Source organism: Janthinobacterium sp. BJB401 (assembly GCF_013372745.1).
GTDB classification, from domain to species: Bacteria; Pseudomonadota; Gammaproteobacteria; order Burkholderiales; family Burkholderiaceae_D; genus Janthinobacterium; species Janthinobacterium rivuli.
The window spans coordinates 22,078-42,611 of sequence record NZ_JABXFH010000046.1 but is presented as its reverse complement, the minus strand read 5'-3'; the positions used below and the strand labels follow the sequence as shown (position 1 = coordinate 42,611).

Sequence of the window (20,534 nt, the reverse complement as noted above, 5' to 3'; positions counted from 1 at the left end):
AGAATTCTGTTACGCAGACACTAATGTTTGACAGGCACTGGTTTGGCACACATGGTTCGGCAGACGCACAGAACGCACCGGTTGGCAAACACTAATGTTTGCAAACGCACTTTGACCCTGTTTTAGGAAATTCCATGGCAAATACCGCACAAGCGCGCAAACGCGCTCGTCAAGCAGTTAAGCAAAACGCACACAATTCGTCCCAACGTTCGACCTTGCGCACGGCTATCAAAGCTGCTCGCAAAGCGATCCAGGGCGGCGACAAGGCAGCTGCTGCTGCAATCTTCCAAGCATCCGTGTCGACCATCGACCGTATCGCTGACAAGAAGATCATCCACAAAAACAAGGCAGCTCGCCATAAGAGCCGTCTGGCAGCTGCTTTGAAAGCACTGTCCGCTTAATATTCGCCAGCAGGCAAGCCACCACGGTGGCCTTGCCTGTGCCGGTACGCTGGCACTGGTTGAAAAGCAAAAACCCGCAGATTCATTCTGGCGGGTTTTTTCGCGTTCTTTTTCGCGCTTTCTCGCGGCCGTGTCCGCAGCGGACAGCGGCCACCGCCTAGCGCGCGGCCGGCAAGTTGCCGATGCTCATGCCTGGCTTGATGTTCTTTTGCTTGAACCAGCCCAGATGCATTTCCAGCGCATAGCGCACGGGCACGGTCTTCGTCGAGCAATGGCTGTCGAGCGTGTGCGGCTGCATGTCTTCGATGTTGACGATCTTGCCGCCGGCATCGATAAAGGCGACGGACAAGGGCAGCGGCGTGTTTTTCATCCACATGCATTGCGTCGATGGATTGCCAAAGACGAACAGCATGCCCGCATTGGCCTCCATTTTTTCACGGTACATCAAGCCCTGTTCGCGCTGCGCTTCCGTGGCGGCCACTTTCGCCTGGATCAAGTGCATGCCAGCCGACAGTTGCACGCTCTTTGTTTGCGCTTGGGCAATGCCGGCGCAGGCCAGCAGGGCGGTGGACAGGATCAGACGGCGTAGGGAATTTTTCATGGGGGCGTGACGGTGGCTGCGAAGCGGCGATTAAGCCATGCTGGCGGCTGCCTGGTCAAGCATGCTGCCTGTCCGCGCCGAAAGCGTGGGGTTACAGCAACATGGCTGCTGCCGTAACCCCGGGAACTGCACTTACTTCACGGGCTTGCCAGCTTCAGCGGCCGGCTGCTTCGTCTTGCGTGCCTGGGGAATCAGGCGTGGCGCATCGGTTGCGGCCGAAGCCTTGGTTGATGCACCGGAACGCGCCGCATCCGTCGCGGCCGAAGCGTTGACGGTGGCCGAGGCCGGCGGCGCCGGCTTGACGGCGTCGGTGGCGGCCGACGCATGGCTGGCAGCCGAGGCGGGTGGCGGCTTGACGGCATCGGTCGCGGCGGAAGCGTGCACCTTGGCGCCCGATTGCGCCAGTGCGGCGCCAGCAAACAGGGTAGCGGCCAGGGCCAGGATTACTTTTGTCATCATCTTTCCTTTTCTGTCATGTTAAGGTGGGATGATTTTAATGCATTATCTAAAAATAAATAGTGCTTATTGGCAAAATTCGACGCCGCGGCTGTTTTTTCTTGTCCCGCTCACGCTTTTCCTATGTTCTCGGCCGGCACTTCGCACCATTCGCCGGGCAGCAAGGGATGGCTGGCCAGCGAGAACGGGCCGATGGCGCTGCGCACCAGGCGCAGGGTGGGCAGGCCGACGGCCGCCGTCATGCGCCGCACTTGCCGGTTTTTTCCTTCTTTTAAAGTGATCGCCAGCCACGAGGTGGGCTTGTCGGCGCGCGCGCGGATGGGCGGATTGCGGGGCCACAGCCAGTCCGGCTCGGCGATGCGCACGGCCTTGCATGGCTTGGTGATGAAGTCGCCCAGGTCCAGCGGCGCCTGCAGGCGCGCCAGGCTGGCCGCGTCGGGCACGCCGTCCACCTGCACCAGATAGGTTTTCGCTTCCTTGCGGTCCGGGTGGCTGATCTCGTGCTGCAGGCGGCCATCGTCCGTCAGCAGCAGCAAGCCTTCGCTGTCGGCGTCGAGCCGGCCGGCCGGGTAGATGCCGGGGATGGTGAGATGGTCGGCCAGGGTGGCGCGGCCATCCTGTGGCGAAAACTGGCACAGGACCTGGAATGGTTTATTGAAGAGGATGAGTGGCATGCTGGATAAATTGATGCAAACGATGGTGGCTGCTGGTCGGCGCCGCAAAAGCGTGGCGCCCTGTAAGATACTGGTGCATAATGTGAAACGTTAGTCTTATGTCTTATAGAAGACTATGGCGCTGCGGTTCTTTGGCGACGCGGATGGTCCGGGTGTTCTTTCCCTGCTAAAGTGCGTTGTTGCCGCCTTGTTCGGACTTGTTTTTGTAAACTCTGCAATCGCAGAGCGCGTCGCCGGCCTGTGTTGCCCGCCAGCGGTGTGTCCCACTTCGGAGATCACGATGTATCAACATATCACTGTACCTGCTGACGGCCAAAAAATCACCGTCAACGCCGATTTTTCGCTGAATGTACCAGATAATCCCATCGTTCCCTTCATTGAAGGCGATGGCACGGGCATCGATATCAGCCCGGTCATGATCAAGGTGATCGACGCTGCCGTGGCCAAGGCCTACGGCGGCGCGCGCAAGATCAGCTGGATGGAAATCTATGCTGGCGAAAAATCGACGAATGTGTACGGCCCCGACGTGTGGCTGCCGGAAGAAACCCTGCAAGTACTCAAGGATTACGTCGTTTCCATCAAGGGCCCGCTGACGACACCCGTGGGCGGCGGCATCCGCTCGCTGAACGTGGCCTTGCGCCAGCAGCTCGATCTGTACGTCTGCCTGCGTCCCGTGCGCTACTTCACGGGCGTGCCATCGCCCGTGAAAGAGCCGGAAAAGACGGACATGGTGATTTTCCGCGAAAACTCGGAAGATATCTACGCCGGCATCGAGTACCAGCAGGGTTCGCCCGAAGCCAAGAAATTGATGGATTTCCTCGTCAATGAAATGGGCGTGACGAAAATCCGTTTCCCGGCCACGTCGGGCCTGGGCATCAAGCCCGTCTCCATCGAAGGCACGGAGCGCCTGGTGCGCAAGGCCATCCAGTACGCGATCGACAATGACAAGCCATCCGTGACGATCGTGCACAAAGGCAACATCATGAAGTACACGGAAGGCGGCTTCCGCGACTGGGCGTATGCGCTGGCGCAAAAGGAATTCGGTGCCGAGCTGATCGATGGCGGTCCATGGTGCAAGTTCAAGAATCCGAAGACGGGCCGCGACATCATCGTCAAGGATTCCATCGCTGACGCGTTCCTGCAACAGATTTTGCTGCGTCCGGTCGAATACAGCGTCATCGCCACCTTGAATTTGAACGGCGATTACATTTCCGACGCGCTGGCGGCGCAAGTGGGCGGCATCGGCATCGCGCCGGGGGCCAACCTGTCGGACTCCGTCGCCATGTTCGAAGCGACGCACGGCACGGCGCCGAAGTACGCGGGCAAGGATTACGTCAATCCCGGTTCCTTGATTTTGTCGGCGGAAATGATGCTGCGCCACATGGGCTGGCTGGAAGCGGCGGATCTGGTCATTGCCTCGATGCAAAAATCGATCGCCTCGAAGCGCGTCACCTATGACTTCGCCCGCCTGATGGAAGGCGCCACGCAAGTGTCGTGTTCGGGTTTTGGCGCCGTGATGATCGAGCACATGTAATAGGAGGGGCAGGGTGTTGCACACCCTGCGGGCGAAAAAAAACCCCGCTTCAAGGAAACGGGGTTTTTCACATCTGAGGGCCGGCGATGCTTAGGCTGCTTGGATGTTGGAAGCTTGCTTGCCTTTAGGGCCTTGCGTGACTTCGAATTGAACTTTTTGACCTTCTTTGAGGGTCTTGAAACCGTTCATGTTGATTGCGGAGAAGTGAGCAAACAAATCTTCGCCGCCGTCATCTGGAGTGATGAAGCCAAAACCTTTGGAATCATTGAACCACTTAACTGTACCTGTTGCCATAAAAAGAACTTTCAAAATTAAAACAAATCACACGAGCCATAAAAGCAAGAAGCTTCTTGCCCCCTCCTCGACGTCTCACTTCTTATCAAGCTGTACATTACTGCAACAGTCGATACAGCATTGTTGGCGGAATAAATAATGAAGTCAAGCGCTTTTCCATCGATATTGCCAAATTCTTCACGGCAACCAAAAAAGCAACTCTTGATTTTGACGGCAAGGTCGCCATCTGCGCACTATTAAGAAAACGCGTAAGATTGAAAACAATTGGAAAGGCGTAGATATTGCGCATGACAACCACTGTGAAAGCATTAGAATAAGCGTATGGCAACCAAGCACGACACAGAAACCCTGCTGGAGCGGCAAGTGCTGAAGCCGCCACCGCTCTACCAGGTAGCCTTGCTCAATGACGACTACACCCCGATGGAATTCGTGGTGGCCATCATTCAGGAGTATTTCAACAAGGACCGTGAAACGGCGACGCAAATCATGCTCAGTGTTCATCGCTACGGCAAAGGAGTGTGCGGCGTGTTCTCTAAAGATATAGCGTGTACCAAAGTGGAGTTCGTTTTAACGCATGCGCGCAAGGCGGGGCACCCCCTGCAGTGCGTGATGGAGGAAGTATGATTGCGCAGGAATTAGAAGTAAGTTTGCACATGGCGTTTGTCGAAGCTCGGCAGGCACGGCACGAATTCATCACGGTTGAGCATTTACTGCTGGCACTGCTGGACAATCCCTCCGCTGCCGAGGTGTTGCGTGCCTGCGCGGTCAATATAGAGGACCTGCGCAAGACCCTCACCAATTTCATCGGCGATAACACGCCGACCGTGCCTGGCACGGGCGAAGTCGACACCCAGCCGACGCTTGGTTTCCAGCGCGTGATCCAGCGTGCCATCATGCACGTCCAGTCCGCCTCGAATGGCAAGAAGGAAGTCACGGGCGCCAATGTGCTGGTGGCCATCTTCGGCGAAAAGGATTCGCATGCGGTCTACTACCTGCACCAGCAGGGCGTGACGCGCCTGGACGTGGTCAATTTCATTTCGCACGGCGTGCGCAAGGACCAGTCGACGGAAAGCGCGAAAGCCTCCGAAGGCGTGGAAGAAGCGCCTGTCGATGGCCAGCCGAAGGAAAGCCCGCTCGACCAGTTCACGCAAAACCTGAACAAGGCCGCTGCCGAAGGCAAGATCGACCCGCTGATCGGTCGCGAGGAAGAAGTCGACCGCGTGATCCAGATCCTGTGCCGTCGCCGCAAGAACAATCCGCTGCTGGTCGGCGAGGCGGGCGTGGGCAAGACGGCCATCGCCGAAGGCCTCGCTTACCGCATCACGCAAAGCGATGTGCCGGAAATCCTGCAGAATGCCGTCGTGTATTCGCTGGACATGGGCGCCTTGCTGGCCGGGACCAAATACCGCGGCGACTTCGAACAGCGCCTGAAGGCTGTGCTCAAGCAATTGAAGGACAATCCGAACGGCATCCTGTTCATCGACGAAATCCACACCATCATCGGTGCGGGTTCGGCGTCGGGCGGCACCCTGGACGCGTCCAACCTGCTGAAACCGGCACTGGCGAATGGTCAATTGAAATGCATCGGCGCGACCACGTACACGGAATTCCGCGGCGTGTTCGAGAAAGACCATGCGCTCTCCCGCCGCTTCCAGAAAGTGGACGTCAACGAGCCGACCGTCGAGCAAACCGTGCAAATCTTGCGCGGCCTCAAATCGCGCTTCGAAGAGCACCATGGCGTGAAATACTCGGCCTCGGCCCTGTCGACGGCGGCCGAACTGGCGGCGCGCTTCATCAACGACCGCCATCTGCCCGACAAGGCGATCGACGTCATCGATGAAGCAGGCGCGGCGCAGCGCATCCTGCCGAAGTCGAAGCAAAAGAAAACCATCGGCAAGGCCGAGATCGAGGACATCATCGCCAAGATCGCGCGCATTCCGCCGCAAACGGTCAACCAGGACGACCGCAGCAAGCTGCAGACGATCGACCGCGACTTGCGCAATGTCGTGTTCGGGCAAGATCCCGCCATCGATGCGCTGGCGTCGGCCATCAAGATGGCGCGTGCGGGCCTTGGCAAGACGGACAAGCCGATCGGTTCCTTCCTGTTCTCCGGTCCGACCGGCGTCGGCAAGACCGAAGTGGCGAAACAGCTGGCCTTCATCCTCGGTATCGAGCTGATCCGTTTCGACATGTCGGAATACATGGAACGCCATGCCGTGTCGCGCCTGATCGGTGCGCCGCCGGGTTACGTCGGTTTCGACCAGGGCGGCTTGCTGACGGAAGCGATCACCAAGAAGCCGCATGCGGTCTTGCTGCTCGATGAAATTGAAAAAGCCCATCCGGACATTTTCAATATCCTGCTGCAAGTCATGGACCATGGCACCTTGACGGACAACAATGGCCGCAAAGCCGATTTCCGCAACGTGATCATCATCATGACGACCAATGCGGGCGCGGAAAGCTTGCAAAAGACGTCGATCGGCTTCACCAACTCGAAGCAGGCTGGCGACGAGATGGCCGACATCAAGCGCATGTTTACGCCGGAGTTCCGCAACCGCATCGACGCGACCATCAGCTTCCGCTCGCTGGACCAGGAAATCATCCTGCGCGTGGTCGACAAGTTCCTGATGCAGCTGGAAGAGCAGTTGCACGAGAAAAAGGTCGAAGCCGTATTTACCGAGAAGCTGCGTGCTTTCCTCGGCAAGAAAGGTTTCGATCCGCTCATGGGTGCGCGTCCGATGGCACGCTTGATCCAGGACATGATCCGCAAGGCCCTGGCCGACGAACTGTTGTTCGGCCGCCTGGTCACCGGTGGACGTGTCACCGTCGACCTCGACGACAAGGACCAGGTCTTGCTGGAATTCCCGGAACCGCCAGACGCGGCGCCGACGGCAGCACCGGAAACGGTGGAAGTCGAATAAGCTTCCTGCAGTCAATGAAAAACCCGCCCACGCAAGTGGCGCGGGTTTTTTTACGTTTTTATGGGCAATAAAGAAGGTTTTAAGAAGGTTTTCTTTGGTCATAGTTATGCCAGAATTGCTATCCGGTATCGACATGGTGTCCATACCGCCTGACCGCCATCTGGATGTCCACATGAAAATTTCCCGTACTCTCGCCTTCCTGTTGTTTTCCGCCGGCTTGCTGGGTAACGCCGCCGCTGCCGCTGTTGCCGCCGCGCCTGCCGGCAGCTATTTCCGCTTTCCCGCCGTGCGTGGCGATACCGTCGTCTTCACGGCCGAAGGCGATTTGTGGAAAAGCAATCTGCGCGGTGGCGCGGCGCAGCGCCTGACCACGCATCCCGGCTATGAAACGAACGCGGCGATTTCGCGCGACGGCCAGTGGATTGCCTTTTCCGCCGCCTATGAAGGGGCGCAGGAAGCGTATGTGATGCCGCTGGCCGGCGGCTTGCCGCGCCGTATTTCGTATGACAATGGCGGCGTGCTGGTGCTGGGCTGGACGGCGCAGGGCGAGGTGCTGGTCAGCACGCAAAATACGGATGGCCCCGCTTCGCGCCGCATCGTCGCCGCCATCGATCCCGTGAAACAGACGCGCCGCGTGTTTCCCGTGGCCGACGCCAACGACGCCGTGCTCGATGACTCTGGCAAGACGCTGTTCTTCACGCGTTTCGGCCTGGCCATGACCAATGACAATGTGCGCAACTACCGGGGTGGCGCGCATGCGACCCTGTGGCGCTATGACCTCGATGGCAAGGGCGAGGCCGTGCGCATGCACGCGGAGCCTGCTGTGTTGGCTGGCAACAACAAGCGCCCCATGTGGTGGCAAGGCAGAGTCTATTACATCAGCGACGAGGGCGGCAGCGACAATCTGTGGAGCATGCTGCCGGACGGCTCCGACCGCCGCGCGTTGACGAGCCACACGCAGTGGGACGTGCGCAATGCCCAGCTGGGCGACGGCAAGATCGTGTATCAACTGGGTGCGGACCTGCAGGTGCTGGACCTGGCGGCAGGGACGGAGTCGTCGCCATTGCCGATCAGCCTCGTGTCCGACTTCGTCCAGCAGCGCGCGCGCCAGATCCGCTCGCCACTGGACACCCTCTCCAATGTGCAGGTGTCGGGCAAGGATGAGCGCATCATCCTCACCGCCCGCGGCAAGGTCAGCATCGCCGGCACGGGCAGTTTGCGCCGAGTCGATATCGCCATTCCCGAAGGGGCGCGGGCGCGCGACGCCGTGTTTTCCAGCGACGAGAAATCCGTCTTTGCCATCGTCGACACGAGCGGCGAGAATGAGATCTGGAAGTACGCTGCCGATGGCTCGGGCAAGGGCGAGCAGCTGACGACGCAGGGAGATAATCACCGCTGGAAACTGTATCCATCGCCGGACGGGCGCTGGCTGGCGCACACGGACAAAAAGGGCCGTTTCTGGCTGCTGGACCTGGCGACCAGGGGCAACCAGCTGATCGACGACGCGGGCAAGGCCGGCGTGGACAAGCATGACGAAGTGCAATGGTCGCCCGACAGCCATAACCTGGCCATCGTGCGCGTGGCCAGCAACGAGCAGCGCGAGCAGATCGGCTTGTACAACCTCGCATCGAAGCAGCTGCAATTCGTCACCAGCGACCGTTATACGTCCGGTTCACCCGTGTTTTCGCCCGACGGCAAGTGGTTGTATTTCATGTCGGCGCGCAATTTCCAGCTGGCCAACGGCTCGCCGTGGGGCGATCGCAACATGGGCCCCGTGTTCGACAAGCGCATCGGCGTATATGCGCTGGCGCTGCAGCCGGGCAACCGTTTCCCGTTCCAGCCCGACGATGAACTGAGCCGCCCTGGCGTCAAGCCACCCGAGACGGACGATGAAAAGGCGGCTGAACAGGCGGCGGAAAAGGCATTGGAAAAGGCCGGCGGCAAGGGCGCCGTGAAAAAGGCGCCGGCCGCCTTGCCGGCCATCGTCAGCCAGGGCCTGGCCGAGCGCCTGTATGAAGTGCCGCTGGCGGCGGGCAATTACAGCGCGCTGGCCGCTGACGACAAGCGCCTGTATTTCCTGGAACGGGAAAGCGGCGAGAACAAGTCCAGCCTGAAGACCCTGGCGATTGGCAATACCGGCTCCAAGCCGGAACTGCTGGTGGCCAATGTGCGCGAATTCGACCTGGCGCAGGATAAAAAGCATTTGTATTACCGTACTGCGGCCGCCACCGGGCCGGGCGAGATGCTGGTGATCGAGGCGGGCGCCAAGCTGCCGGCCGACCTGTCGAAGGCCAAGGTCAAGGTCGACGACTGGACGTTCGTGTCGAATCCGCGCCTGGAATGGAAGCAGATGTTCAACGATGCGTGGCGTTTGCACCGCGACTTCCTGTACGACGCGAAGATGCGCGGCGTGAACTGGAAAGCGGCGCGCGACAAATATGCGCCGCTGGTCGAGCGGGTCACGGACCGCGCCGAACTCAATGATGTACTCGGCATGATGGTGGCCGAAGTGGGCGCCCTGCATTCGCAGATCCGTCCCGGCGAATTGCGCCGCACGGAGCAGGAAGGCACGCCGGCGGGCCTCGGCGCCGTGCTGGCGCGCACCGGCGAGGGCTACCGGGTCGAACATGTCTACCGCAGCGAAGCGGAATTGCCCTCGGCGCGCGCGCCGCTGTCGCGCCCCGACGTGGACGTGAAGGCGGGCGACGTGATCACGGCCGTCAACGGCAAGGACGTGCTGGCCGCGCGCGACATCAGCGACCTGCTGTTGAACCAGGCCGACAAGCAGGTGCTGCTGCAGGTCAAACGGAGTAATGGAAAAGGGGGCGCGCCGCGCGCCGTCATCGTCACGCCCGTGAACATGGCGAAACAGACGGCGCTGCGTTATGGCGACTGGGAATTGAGCCGCGCCGAGCAGGTGGCGGCCGCTTCGCAGGGGCGCATCGGCTACCTGCACCTGCGCGCCATGGGCGCCAATGACATCGCCTCGTTCGCACGCGACTTTTACGCCAACATCAACCGCGAAGGCCTGATCATCGACGTGCGGCGCAATAACGGCGGCAATATCGACAGCTGGATCATTGAAAAACTGCTGCGCAAGGCCTGGGCCTACTGGGCGCCGCCGGGCGTGCAGCCGTCGTCGAACATGCAGAACACCTTCCGCGGCCATTTGGTGGTGCTGGTCGATGAACTCACGTATTCCGATGGCGAGACTTTCGCCGCCGGCATCAAGGCATTGAAACTGGCGCCGCTGGTGGGCAAGCGCACGGCCGGCGCCGGCGTCTGGCTCAGCGACAATACGCGCCTGGCCGACAATGGCATGGCGCGCGTGGCGGAAAATGGCCAGTTCGGCATCGACGGCCAGTGGCTGATCGAAGGCGTGGGCGTGGTGCCGGACGTCGAGGTGGAAAACCCGCCGCACGCCACCTTCAATGGCGCCGACCGCCAGCTGGAAGTGGCGCTCGACATGCTGGCGAAAAAGCTCAAGGAGCAGCCGCGCCCCGCATTCCAGGCGCAGCCGATTCCCGCGCTGAAGTAGTCCGGCTACAGGCCGCAGGCGGCCTTGAACTGTTGCGCGCGGCGGCGCGACACCTCGACCACGCTGCCGTCCTGCAGGTGCAGGGCTAGGCCATCGGCGGCATTTGGCGCCAGCTGCGTCACCTGCGCCAGGTTGACGATCTGGCGCCGGTTGGCGCGCAGGAACAGGCCAGGATCGAGCTTTTCTTCCAGCTGGTTCAGGGTGCGCAGCATCAGCGGACGCTGCGCGCCGAAATGCACGCGCGTGTAGTTGCCTTCCGATTCCAGCAGGCGGATATCGTCAAACGCCACGAACCAGCAGCGTTCCCCGTCCTTGATGAAGACCTTGCGCGGCGCGGGCGGCGGCACGGCTTGCGCCCGCGCACCGGCACGCGCCAGCGCCGTGGCCAGGCGCGCCGCCTGCACGGGTTTTTGCAGGTAGTCGAGGGCGCTGACCTCGAATGCCTGCAGCGCGTACTGGTCGAAGGCCGTGCAAAAGATGACGTCGGGCGCATCATCGAGCGCGGCCAGCAGGTCGAAGCCGGAGCCGCCCGGCATCTGCACGTCGAGCAGCAGCAGGTCGGGGCGCAGCTTGCCGATCTGCGCGACGGCGTCGGCCGCGCTGGCCGCCTCGCCCACGATCTCCACGACGCCTTGCTGCACATGCGGCGCCAGCAGCCGCCGCAGCTCGGCGCGCGCCAGGCGCTCGTCATCGACCAGCATTACCTTCAGCGGCGATCCGTTCATGCCGGCTCCGGCAAGTCGATGGTGGCATATACCCAGCCCGCCTGCTGGCGCAGTTCCAGGCTGGCGCGCTCGCCGCAGGCCAGTTGCAGGCGCTGGCGCGCATTGCGCAGGCCGATGCCGGTGGAGCCGGATGCGCCGCGCAGCTCACCCGTATTGGCCACCTCGATCCGCAGCATGTCCGTGTCGGCGCCGCGGCGCGCCGCGATGCGGATGTCGCCGCCCTCGGCGCTCGCTTCGACGCCGTATTTGACGGCGTTTTCCACCAGCGTTTGCAGGGCCATGGGCGGCACGCGCGCGTGCTCCAGGCCGGGGAGAATGTCGAAGCTGACGCGCAGGCGTTCCTCGAAGCGACTCTGTTCGATGGCCAGGTAGGCGCGCACGGCGTCCAGTTCTGCCGCCAGCGGCACCGTGGCGTGCTGGCTGGACTGCAGCGCGTGGCGCATCAGGCCGGCCAGCTGGTCGATCATGTGCGCGGCCGCTTCGCGGTCTTCGAAGATCAGTGCGCGCACGCTATTGAGGCTGTTGAAGAAGAAATGCGGATTGACTTGCGCCTGCAGGGCGCGCAACTGGGCGTCCTTGGCCAGCACTTCCAGGCGCAGCGCCTCGGCCTCGAAGCGGCTGGCGCGGCGCAGCGACAGCGCGGTGAAGTAGAACACCGTCCAGGTCAGGAATACCCCGAACCAGAACAGCAGGGCGCCGGGCAGCCAGGCGATGCCGCGAATGGTGTGCGGCGGATACATGACGTGGAAGGCGCTCGCCACGCTGGCCGTCTGGATGGCGGCCAGCACGATCAGCGACGGCACGATGCGTGTCCAGCGCAGACCTTTCGCCGCCCAGCCGCGCCGCTGCAGGACGCCATGCCACAGGTGCGACAGCAGCAGCCCGCCCAGCGAGCCCCAGCCGGCAATCGTCACGACGGTGCGCAGCTGCGTGGAGCCGCCATACACGCTGTTGAACAGGGTGAGCGCGCCCCAGCCGGCCAGCTGGAAGGTCCAGTACCAGTTGATCCTGGCCAGCAGCGGCGGCCGTTGCAAGGGCGTGTTCACTGCCTAGTCCAGGAACTGTTCGATGCGCGCATGCATCCAGTCCGGCTGGTCGTACATGATGAAGTGGCGCGCCGTGTCGGCCAGCGCGACTTGTACGCCGGGCAGCTGTGCATACTGCTGCTGGAAGGTAGCCTCGATGGCGGCGCGCGGCGCAAAGTCCTTGTAGGCGATCCAGGTGCCCAGCACCAGGGTCGGCGATTTGATTTTCGCCACGTCCTGGCGCAGGTCGCTGGCCATCAGGGTGCCCATGGCCTTGATCACCGTCTCGCGGTCCGAGCGCTGGCCCCAGCCGATGATGCGTTCCACGTCGGCCGGCGCGCTGGCCATGCTGGTCACGGCGCGGCGCTGGCTGGCGGCGTAGGTGGCGCCATCCTGCGCGCGCATGGCCGATTGCATCTGCGTCGCCATGGCTTGCAGCTGGGGCGGCGTGATGGAGGGCAGTTGCGTCGCGCCCAGCGCCGGCAGCGAGTCGACGATCACCAGCTTGCCCGTTTGCGCCGGATGGTCGATGGCCATTTTCAGGGCCAGGAAGCCGCCCAGACTATGTCCGATGATGGCCGGCTGGCCCAGTTTTTGGGTGCCGATGTAGTCGGCCAGTTGCTGCTCCGCCTGCGCCAGCAAGTCGCCTTCGATGGGCGCCGCGCCGGCAAAGCCGGCCAGTGTCAGCACGTGGCATTGGCGTGCGGCTTGTGGGCCGCACAGGCGCGCCACCGTGCCTTGCCACACTTCGCCGGACGACGCCAGGCCGGGAATCAGGATCAGCGGCCGGCCTTGTCCGGTGACTTCGACCGTGAAGGCCTTGGGGGCGGCGGCCTGGCTGGCGCCTGCCGCCAGCAGGGCACTAGATAAGATCAAGGTTTGCAGTGTTCGTTTCATGGGGTACTCCTCCTTGACGACCATGCTAGCGGCACAGGCGTGCGGCTGCCAGCGCCGCGGGATGAACGGCGGCAGGGCGGGATGAGCGGTTCATATCCACACATCCTGGTCCTGGCAATGGTCGGGAAGGTAGGTCAGGTACTGCACCATGCGCGGCGCCGGGCCGTGGTTGGGCGTGGCGCAGTGGGGCAGCGCCTGGTGCCAGATGATGAAATCGCCGGCCATGCCTTCGACGGGCACGGGCCGCAAATTGTCGACGGCCCATTCGCGCGGCTGGCGGCCCGGCGGCACTTGCCGCAGCCAGCCGGCCATGTGGTGCTGGAAGCCGGGCACGCAGTGAAAGGCGCCGTGCTGCGCCGGACAGTCGCTCAGGTACAGCATGCCTTGCAGCTTGAAGGGAATCGGCAGTTGCAGGCTGACGTCCCAGTGCAGGGCGCTGCCAGGGAAGCTGTGCTGCGGCGTTTGCGGCGGATTGAAGCTGACCTTGTCGATGCTGGCGTAGATGCCGGTGCCAGTGCCAGTGCCGATGCCGGTGTCATATAGCTGCTGACAGGCGTGGCGGATGTGCGCATTGTGGCGGTTTTCCTCGAGGGCCGGATGGTCGGAAAACTGCAGCATCAGGCCCCGCTTGCCCGGGTGCGGCCGGTACCACGACGCGGCATCATCGGGACTGGCGTCCAGATAGTCCCAGATGGCTGCCCGGGCTGCCTCGCACTGCGCGCGTGGCACGGCGCCGCGCAGCACCAGATAGCCGTGCTCCTCGAAATGGCGCAGCTCGGCGGCGGACAGCACGTCCTGGTGCGCGCTGGCGGCGTGCGCCGGGCGCACGCGCGTGCGGCCAGCCAGCCACGCCTGGAAAGCTTCCAGGGTAGGGCGCTGCTGGAACAGGAACTGCATGGCGTCTTCCATGGAAATGCCGCGCGCGTACAGCGCCTTGATGTCCTGGTGGTCGCGCGCCAGTCCCTGGTTGCCGCTCGCGCCAGCGTGTCCCGTGCAGCGTTGCCATAATTCGTGCAAATGAGGCCAGTCGTCCATGGTGTTTGGGGTATGGTTGAAAAGTCAGCCGCTGCGCAGGCGCCGCCACAGGGTGGTGCGGCTGATGCCGAGATAGTGGGCGGCGGCGTCGCGGCGCCCGCCGAAGCGCGCCAGCACGGCGCTGGCGCTTTCGTCTTCCAGGCGCGGCGCGGCGGTGACAGCGGCGGCGGCCGGCGCCAGCGGCAGTGCCGTGCCGGCAGCGTTGCCCAGTTCCGGCGCCACGCCCAGCACGAAGGCGGGGGTGAGCGCCTGCAGCGGTTCGGCGGCCAGGAACAGGGCCAGGCGCTCGGCCAGGTTGCGCAGTTCGCGCACGTTGCCGGGCCAGTCGTAGCGGCGCAGCAGCGGCGCGCAAGCCTGGATTTCCGCATGCAGGTTGGGGTGCGGACGGGCACCCAGCGCGGCCAGCGCGTTTTTCAGCGACCACTCGGCGAGGCCAGGAATGTCGCTGGCGCGTTCGCGCAAGGCGGGCAAATGCAGGCGCAGCACGGCCAGGCGGTAGAACAGGTCGGCGCGGAAGCGGCCTTCGCGGATGCGTTGCTCCAGGTCGCAATGCGTGGCGCTGATGATGCGCACATTGATGGCGATGGGCCGCGTGCCGCCCACGCGCACCACTTCGCGCTCTTCCAGCACGCGCAGCAGGCGCGTTTGCAGGGCCAGCGGCATTTCGCCGATTTCGTCGAGGAACAGGGTGCCGTGGTTGGCCGCTTCGAACAGGCCCGCATGGCCGCCCCGGCGCGCGCCCGTGAAGGCGCCGTCCTCGTGGCCGAACAGTTCCGATTCCAGCAAGGACTCGGCGATGGCACCGCAATTGATGGCGATGAAGGGGCGGTTTGCGCCCAGGCTGCGCGGGCTTTCGCGGTGGATCGCCTGCGCCACCAGTTCCTTGCCGCTGCCCGTTTCGCCCTGGATCAGCACCGTCGCCGGCGAGCGGGCATACAGCACCACCGACTGGCGCAGCGCTTCCATCGCTTCCGATTCGCCGCGCAGATCGTGCAGGCCGTGGCGCGCGCGCAGGGTGTCGGCCACCACCGCGCGGCGTCCCCGGGTCGATTCGATCTGCGTCAGGCGCGCCAGTTCCAGCGCGTCGTCGAAGGCGCGCCGGATGGCCGTGGCCGAATACACGAAGACGGCGGCCAGTCCGGCCTCTTCGGCCAGGTCGGTGACGAGCCCCGCGCCGACGACGGCCTTGACGCCGGCCGCCTTGAGTTCATTGATCTGCGCGCGCGCGTCTTCCTCGGTGGCGTAGGTGCGCTGCGCGATCTGGAAGCCGAAGGTGGCGGCAAATTCGGCCAGTTCCGGCATCGGGTCCTGGTAGGTGACGACGCCGATGTGCGGCGAGATGCGCCGCGCGCGCGCCAGCGCCTGCATCACGTCGTAGCCGCTGGCCTTGGCGATGATGACGGGGACCGACAGCCGGCCTTTCAGGTAGGCGCCGTTGGAACCGGCCGCGATGACGGCGTCGCAGCGCTCGGTGGCCATGCGTTCGCGGATGTGGCGCACGGCGTCGTCGAAACCGAGGTTGATCGGTTCGATCGTCGCCAGGTCGTCGTATTCGAGCGTGATGTCGCGGAACAGGTCGAACAGCCGCGAGACGGAGACGGTCCAGATGACGGGTTTGTCGCGGTGGTCGAGCGGAGGTTGGGGAGGGCGGCGCATGCTTTATTCTAAACGATTTGTTTCATTTTCTTGCCATGCAACGCCGTTGCAACGATCGTGTTGCAAGTGGTCTGTGGCGTTTCAGATATTGCCAATAAGGAATATGAAAAAACCCGTGGAAACTGGTTTATGATCTAGCAGCACCATGATGCTTGGAAGAATATTTTCCCAAGCGCATGTTTATCTCGTCCCTAACCGTCCCATGGTGTCCATGAACCGCGTCCCCACCAGTCCCGATTTCATTGCCGATGCCTTGCAGCTGATCGCCTTGCCGGCCTGTGCCTGCGATGCCTGCGGCATGGTGGTGGCGGCGAATGGCGCCTTGCAGGCCTTGCTGGGCACAGATATTTCGGGGCGCTTGCTGACCGATTGCTTTACGGACGCCTATCGCGCGTCGAGCACCAGCATGCTGCGCGGCGCGCTCGGTGCGGCCGGACGCGAGCGGCAGTGGGACAGCAGCCTGCAAGGGGTATCGGGCGCCATCGCCGTGCAGGTCTGGTCCAGGCCGCTTCTGGTGGACGATGGCTTGCCCGGTGCGACCCTCGTGTTTGCCGACATCCGCGTGCAGCAGCGCGACCAGCAAGCCTTGCGCAAGACCTTGCTCGAGCAGCAGGCCATCCTGGAAAGCGCGGCCGTCGGCATCGTCTTTTCCAAGGGCGGCTTCATCGAGGAGTGCAATATCCGCGCCGCCGAGATGCTCGGCTATGCGCGCCACCAGCTGACGGGCATGCCGGGCGCGGTGCTGTACCGCTCCGCCGAGCATTGCCGCGCCCTGGGGCTGGAAGCGGCGCCGCTGCTCTCGAAGGGCAAGCCATACCGCACCGAGCTGGAATTGCGGCGCCAGGATGGCACGCTGTTCTGGAGCCGGCTGCACGGGCGCGCCGTCGATCCCCTCAATACGCATGACGGCACGGTCTGGATCATCGAAGACATCAGCGACCACCGGCGCGATGAAGACCAGTTGCGCCGCGCCATGCTGGAAATGCAGGCCGTGATGGATAACGCGCCGCTGGCCATCGGCTTCCAGCGCGACAAGGGCGTGCTGCGCTACAACCGGCGCTTCGCCGAATGCTTCGGCTTTGACGGCGACAGCGGCGTGGGCCTGGCCGTCGCCGACCTGTATCCGTCGCGCGCGGCATATGACAATGTCGTGCGGCAGGCTTCGCCCCTGCTGCGACGCGGCCTGCCGTTCCAGGGCGAGATGGAAATGCGCCGGCGCGACGGCTCCACGTTCTGGGCGCTGGCGTATGGCTATGTGCTCAATCCCGAGAGCCAGACGGATCGCGGCTTGCGCGACACGATCTGGCTGTTCGACGACCGAAGCGCGCAAAAGGCGGCCGAGGAGGCGACGCGCCAGCTGATGCTGGAGCAGCAGGCCATTCTCGACAATGCCTCCGTCGGCATCCTGTTTTCCCGTTCGCGCCTGATCCTGCGCTGCAATCCCCGCTTTGCCGAAATGTTCGGCTACGCACAGGAAGAGATGACGGGCTTGCCCGCCGCCGAGCTGTTTCCCTCGCCCGTCGCCTACGAGGCGTTTGGCGTGCAAGCGACGCCGCTGCTGGGGCAGGGCTTGCCGTACGAGCAGGATGAATCGCTGTTCCGCCGCCGCGACGGCAGCCTGTTCTGGTGCCGCATCCGCGCCAAGGCCGTCGACCAGACGCACAGCGAGCAGGGCGCCATCTGGATACTGGAAGACATCACGGCCAGCCGCCAGGCGCAGATGGAGGTGGCGGCCATCATGACGAATGCCTCGGTGAGCATCCTGTACACCAAGAACCGCCAGATCACGCGCTATAACCTGGGCTTTGCCGCGATGTTCGGCTACAGCGGCGACGAGGCGCTGGGCTTGCCCGGACGCGCGCTGTACGTGTCGCAGCAATCGTACGAGTTGCTGGGTGCGGCGGCCTTTCCCTTCCTGTCGGTGGCCAAGCCCTTCCAGACGGAAGTCGAGATGATGCGCCGCGACGGCACGACCTTGTGGGCGCAGCTGATCGCCTACGTCGTCAATCCGGACGACCCCGCCGCCGGCACCATCTGGATCATCGAAGACCGCACGGAAGCCAAGCGCGCCGAAGAATCCCTGCGCAACGCGCTGCTGGAAAACCAGGCCATCCTCGACAGCGCCGTGCTGGGCATCTCGGTGATAGAGGGCGGCTACAATTTGCGCGCCAACAGCAAGATGGAAGAGCTGTTCGGCTATGGCCCCGGCGAGATCAACGGCCTGTCGGTGCAAGCCCTGTATCCGGACGTGGCCGCGTGGAAGGTGGCGCGCGGCGAGACGGCGCGCGATTTCGATGCGGGGCGCGTGCACATGTCGGAATACCAGCTGGTGCGCAAGGATGGCAGCCGCTTCTGGGCGCGCCTGTCCGGCCGGCCGTTCGACCTGGCGCATGCGCATGGCCGTTCCGTGTGGCTGGTCGACGACGTGACGGCGCGCCGCGAGGCGGCCGAGGCGGTGCGCCGCGCGCGCGACGAACTGGAATTGCGGGTGCAGGAACGCACGGCCGAACTGGCTGGCGCCAACCTGCTGCTGCAGGGCGAGATCGCCGAGCGGCGCCAGGCCGAGGCGCGCGTGCATCACATGGCTTACCACGACAACCTGACGGGCTTGCCGAACCGCGCGCTATTGTCGGACCGGCTGGAGCGGGCCATGCTGGCCGCGCAGCGCTCCGGGCGCAAGCTGGCCGTGATGTTCATCGACCTGGATCGCTTTAAAACCATCAACGATTCGCTGGGCCACATGACGGGCGATTTGCTGCTCAAGGAAGTGGCCGCCCGGCTGTGCGGCGCCGTGCGCGCCAGCGACACGGTGGCGCGCCTGGGCGGCGATGAATTCGTCGTGCTGGTGCCGGGCATCCGTGGCAGCGACGAGGCGGCGCGCGTGGCCGAGAAGGTCATCGAGGCGCTGACGCCCGCCTTTCCGCTCGACGGCCACGTGCTGCACGTGACGCCGTCGATCGGCATCTGCCTGTATCCGGACGATGGCGGCGACGTCGACGCGCTGATGCGCCATGCCGATGCGGCCATGTATCACGCCAAGGGCAATGGCCGCAACAACTACCAGTTCTTCACGCAGACGATGAACCAGGCGGCGGCCCTGCATTTTGATCTGGAAAGCAGCTTGCGCACGGCGCTGGCGCTGCAGCAGTTCGAGCTGTTTTACCAGCCGATCATCGATATCGCCACGCGCCGGCTGCACGGCATGGAAGTGCTGCTGCGCTGGCGCCGCCCCGGCCACGGCCTGGTGCTGCCGGACCGCTTCATTCCCATCATGGAGGAAAACGGCTTGATCGTGCCGGTGGGCGAGTGGGTGATGCGCCAGGCGTGCGAGCAAAGCATGGCCTGGCAGCGCCAGGGCTTGCAGCCGGTGCCGCTGGCGGTGAATCTGTCGCCGCGCCAGTTCATGCACAAGGGTCTGGTGGCGGCCATCGGCGCCGTGGTGCGCGAAACGGGCATCGATCCGGCGCTGCTGGAATTCGAGATCACCGAGACGGCGCTGATGCAGCACGGCGAGCATACGCTGGAGATTTTGCGCCAGATCAACGGCATGGGCTTGCGCCTGTCGATCGACGACTTCGGCACCGGCTATTCCAGCCTGGCCTACCTGAAGCGCTTCCCCGTGAAGAAGGTCAAGATCGACCGCGCCTTCATCAAGGATCTCGAACATAGCGCGGAAGACCGCGCCATCGTGGCGGCCATCATCGCGCTGGCCGACAGCCTGCAATTGTCGGCCGTGGCCGAGGGCGTGGAGACGGAAGAACAGTTCGCCCTGCTGCAGGCGAACGGCTGCCGCTATGCGCAGGGTTATCTGTTTTCCGCGCCAGTGCCAGCTGCCAATGCGCAATCGCTGTTGGAGCGGTTACCTGCTTAGTCGATCGTTGCGACCACCGGGGCATGGTCGGATGGCTGTTCCCATTTTCGGGGCACGCGGTCGATGACGCAAGCCGTGCAGCGGCCGGCGAGGGCAGGCGAGAGCAGGATATGGTCGATGCGCAGGCCCTTGTTCAGGCGGAAGCCCAGCTGGCGGTAATCCCACCAGCTGAACGATTTGTCGGCCTGCTCGAACAGGCGGAAGGCGTCCGTCAGGCCGATGTCGAACAGGCGCTGCAGGGCGGCGCGTTCCTTGTCCGACACCAGCACCTGGCCAGCCCAGGCGACGGGATCGTGCACGTCGCGGTCGTCGGGCGCGATATTGTAGTCGCCGACGACGGCCAGTTGCGGATGCTGCTGCGCTTCTTCGGCCAGCCAGTCGTGCAGGGCGGCCAGCCAGCCCAGCTTGTATTCGTATTTGTCCGAATCGACGCTCTGGCCGTTCGGCACATAGGCGCAGACGACGCGCACGCCACCGATGGTGGCGGCCAGGATGCGCTGCTGCGCATCTTCATAGCGCGGGTTGTTCTTGACCACGTCGGTGATCGGCAGCTTCGACAGGATGGCCACACCGTTGTACGTTTTTTGGCCGCTGAAGACCACCTGGTAGCCGGCCGCCTCGATCTCGGCGACGGGGAACTTGTCATCCGTCAGTTTGGTCTCTTGCAGGCAGAGTATGTCGACCGGGTTGTCTGTCAGCCACTGCAGCACTTGCGGCAGGCGCACTTTGAGCGAGTTGACGTTCCAGGTGGCGAGTTTCATGGGAAAAATCCTTGCTTGAATAGGTGGCGATAGGCGCGAATCTTACCGCATGCGTGTCGATGGCGTCCTGCGCCCCTTGCCCGGTATGGGCTTTATTGACTGGCCGGGAAAAAGAGGAGGGATAAAATCTTTATACTTAACCAAT

Annotated in this window: 16 protein-coding genes; 6 read left to right on the top strand and 10 right to left on the bottom strand. The window is 63.4% G+C overall.

Annotated elements, in window-relative coordinates; all coding sequences use genetic code 11:
- The first annotated feature begins 134 nt into the window (after positions 1–134).
- The gene (rpsT, locus tag HWE17_RS23190; protein WP_010395935.1) at positions 135–401 is read left to right on the top strand and encodes a 30S ribosomal protein S20; all 267 of its coding nucleotides are present in this window, start codon (positions 135–137) and stop codon (positions 399–401) included.
- A 157-nt stretch (positions 402–558) separates the two neighbouring features.
- On the opposite strand, the gene HWE17_RS23185 is transcribed toward rpsT, so the two are convergent.
- The 3 genes from HWE17_RS23185 to HWE17_RS23175 form a co-directional block, all read right to left on the bottom strand.
- Entirely contained in the window at positions 559–1,002 is a 444-nt protein-coding gene (locus HWE17_RS23185; protein WP_176390393.1) for a DUF192 domain-containing protein, read from the bottom strand.
- A 132-nt stretch (positions 1,003–1,134) separates the two neighbouring features.
- Positions 1,135–1,461 carry a hypothetical protein gene (locus HWE17_RS23180; protein ID WP_176390392.1) on the bottom strand — a complete coding sequence of 109 codons (327 nt, stop codon included), beginning with the start codon at positions 1,459–1,461 and terminating at the stop codon, positions 1,135–1,137.
- A gap of 107 nt (positions 1,462–1,568) precedes the next feature.
- The gene (locus HWE17_RS23175; RefSeq protein WP_096234386.1) at positions 1,569–2,132 is read right to left on the bottom strand and encodes a pseudouridine synthase; all 564 of its coding nucleotides are present in this window, start codon (positions 2,130–2,132) and stop codon (positions 1,569–1,571) included.
- Positions 2,133–2,412: 280 nt separating this feature from the next.
- Here HWE17_RS23175 and icd point away from each other — a divergent pair, with 280 nt between their 5' ends.
- Positions 2,413–3,666, top strand: a complete 1,254-nt coding sequence (gene icd, locus HWE17_RS23170) for an NADP-dependent isocitrate dehydrogenase (protein ID WP_176390391.1) — start codon at positions 2,413–2,415, stop codon at positions 3,664–3,666.
- A gap of 90 nt (positions 3,667–3,756) precedes the next feature.
- On the opposite strand, the gene HWE17_RS23165 is transcribed toward icd, so the two are convergent.
- Positions 3,757–3,960: a cold-shock protein gene (locus HWE17_RS23165; RefSeq protein ID WP_010395943.1), complete on the bottom strand. Its 204-nt coding sequence runs from the start codon at positions 3,958–3,960 to the stop codon at positions 3,757–3,759.
- A 321-nt stretch (positions 3,961–4,281) separates the two neighbouring features.
- On the opposite strand from HWE17_RS23165, the gene clpS reads away from it, so the two are divergent.
- From clpS to HWE17_RS23150, 3 genes are all read left to right on the top strand, one after another.
- Positions 4,282–4,584 carry an ATP-dependent Clp protease adapter ClpS gene (gene clpS / locus HWE17_RS23160; protein ID WP_034751577.1) on the top strand — a complete coding sequence of 101 codons (303 nt, stop codon included), beginning with the start codon at positions 4,282–4,284 and terminating at the stop codon, positions 4,582–4,584.
- Positions 4,581–6,881, top strand: coding sequence for an ATP-dependent Clp protease ATP-binding subunit ClpA (gene clpA / locus HWE17_RS23155; RefSeq protein ID WP_035825884.1), 2,301 nt, complete (start codon positions 4,581–4,583; stop codon positions 6,879–6,881). Before clpS ends, clpA begins: the two co-directional genes overlap by 4 nt.
- A 172-nt stretch (positions 6,882–7,053) precedes the next feature.
- The gene (locus HWE17_RS23150) at positions 7,054–10,419 is read left to right on the top strand and encodes a S41 family peptidase (RefSeq protein ID WP_176390390.1); all 3,366 of its coding nucleotides are present in this window, start codon (positions 7,054–7,056) and stop codon (positions 10,417–10,419) included.
- A gap of 5 nt (positions 10,420–10,424) precedes the next feature.
- Here the strand turns inward: HWE17_RS23150 and HWE17_RS23145 are convergent, their stop codons facing one another.
- From HWE17_RS23145 to prpR, 5 genes are all read right to left on the bottom strand, one after another.
- A complete protein-coding gene (locus HWE17_RS23145; protein ID WP_176390389.1) occupies positions 10,425–11,144 on the bottom strand; it encodes a LytTR family DNA-binding domain-containing protein in 720 nt (239 codons plus the stop codon).
- Positions 11,141–12,190, bottom strand: a complete 1,050-nt coding sequence (locus tag HWE17_RS23140) for a sensor histidine kinase (protein ID WP_278318142.1) — start codon at positions 12,188–12,190, stop codon at positions 11,141–11,143. The genes HWE17_RS23145 and HWE17_RS23140 overlap by 4 nt, the downstream gene beginning before the upstream one ends.
- A gap of 3 nt (positions 12,191–12,193) precedes the next feature.
- Positions 12,194–13,066, bottom strand: coding sequence for an alpha/beta fold hydrolase (locus HWE17_RS23135; RefSeq protein ID WP_176390388.1), 873 nt, complete (start codon positions 13,064–13,066; stop codon positions 12,194–12,196).
- Positions 13,067–13,156: 90 nt separating this feature from the next.
- A complete protein-coding gene (locus tag HWE17_RS23130) occupies positions 13,157–14,101 on the bottom strand; it encodes a phytanoyl-CoA dioxygenase family protein (protein WP_176390387.1) in 945 nt (314 codons plus the stop codon).
- 24 nt (positions 14,102–14,125) lie between these two features.
- The gene (gene prpR, locus HWE17_RS23125; RefSeq protein WP_176390386.1) at positions 14,126–15,757 is read right to left on the bottom strand and encodes a propionate catabolism operon regulatory protein PrpR; all 1,632 of its coding nucleotides are present in this window, start codon (positions 15,755–15,757) and stop codon (positions 14,126–14,128) included.
- A gap of 211 nt (positions 15,758–15,968) precedes the next feature.
- On the opposite strand from prpR, the gene HWE17_RS23120 reads away from it, so the two are divergent.
- Entirely contained in the window at positions 15,969–19,628 is a 3,660-nt protein-coding gene (locus tag HWE17_RS23120; RefSeq protein WP_176390385.1) for a bifunctional diguanylate cyclase/phosphodiesterase, read from the top strand.
- Here the strand turns inward: HWE17_RS23120 and xth are convergent.
- On the bottom strand, positions 19,625–20,389 hold the full coding sequence (gene xth / locus HWE17_RS23115) for an exodeoxyribonuclease III (RefSeq protein WP_176390384.1): 765 nt from the start codon (positions 20,387–20,389) through the stop codon (positions 19,625–19,627). The genes HWE17_RS23120 and xth overlap by 4 nt on opposite strands.
- Between the last annotated feature and the right edge of the window lie 145 nt (positions 20,390–20,534).

Bases quoted from the DNA above. Each gene is read 5' to 3' on its own strand.
- rpsT (WP_010395935.1), top strand. From the start codon at position 135: ATGGCAAATACCGCACAAGCGCGCAAACGCGCTCGTCAAGCAGTTAAG.
- HWE17_RS23185 (WP_176390393.1), bottom strand. From the start codon at position 1,002: ATGAAAAATTCCCTACGCCGTCTGATCCTGTCCACCGCCCTGCTGGCC.
- HWE17_RS23180 (WP_176390392.1), bottom strand. From the start codon at position 1,461: ATGATGACAAAAGTAATCCTGGCCCTGGCCGCTACCCTGTTTGCTGGC.
- HWE17_RS23175 (WP_096234386.1), bottom strand. From the start codon at position 2,132: ATGCCACTCATCCTCTTCAATAAACCATTCCAGGTCCTGTGCCAGTTT.
- icd (WP_176390391.1), top strand. From the start codon at position 2,413: ATGTATCAACATATCACTGTACCTGCTGACGGCCAAAAAATCACCGTC.
- HWE17_RS23165 (WP_010395943.1), bottom strand. From the start codon at position 3,960: ATGGCAACAGGTACAGTTAAGTGGTTCAATGATTCCAAAGGTTTTGGC.
- clpS (WP_034751577.1), top strand. From the start codon at position 4,282: ATGGCAACCAAGCACGACACAGAAACCCTGCTGGAGCGGCAAGTGCTG.
- clpA (WP_035825884.1), top strand. From the start codon at position 4,581: ATGATTGCGCAGGAATTAGAAGTAAGTTTGCACATGGCGTTTGTCGAA.
- HWE17_RS23150 (WP_176390390.1), top strand. From the start codon at position 7,054: ATGAAAATTTCCCGTACTCTCGCCTTCCTGTTGTTTTCCGCCGGCTTG.
- HWE17_RS23145 (WP_176390389.1), bottom strand. From the start codon at position 11,144: ATGAACGGATCGCCGCTGAAGGTAATGCTGGTCGATGACGAGCGCCTG.
- HWE17_RS23135 (WP_176390388.1), bottom strand. From the start codon at position 13,066: ATGAAACGAACACTGCAAACCTTGATCTTATCTAGTGCCCTGCTGGCG.
- HWE17_RS23130 (WP_176390387.1), bottom strand. From the start codon at position 14,101: ATGGACGACTGGCCTCATTTGCACGAATTATGGCAACGCTGCACGGGA.
- prpR (WP_176390386.1), bottom strand. From the start codon at position 15,757: ATGCGCCGCCCTCCCCAACCTCCGCTCGACCACCGCGACAAACCCGTC.
- HWE17_RS23120 (WP_176390385.1), top strand. From the start codon at position 15,969: ATGAACCGCGTCCCCACCAGTCCCGATTTCATTGCCGATGCCTTGCAG.
- xth (WP_176390384.1), bottom strand. From the start codon at position 20,389: ATGAAACTCGCCACCTGGAACGTCAACTCGCTCAAAGTGCGCCTGCCG.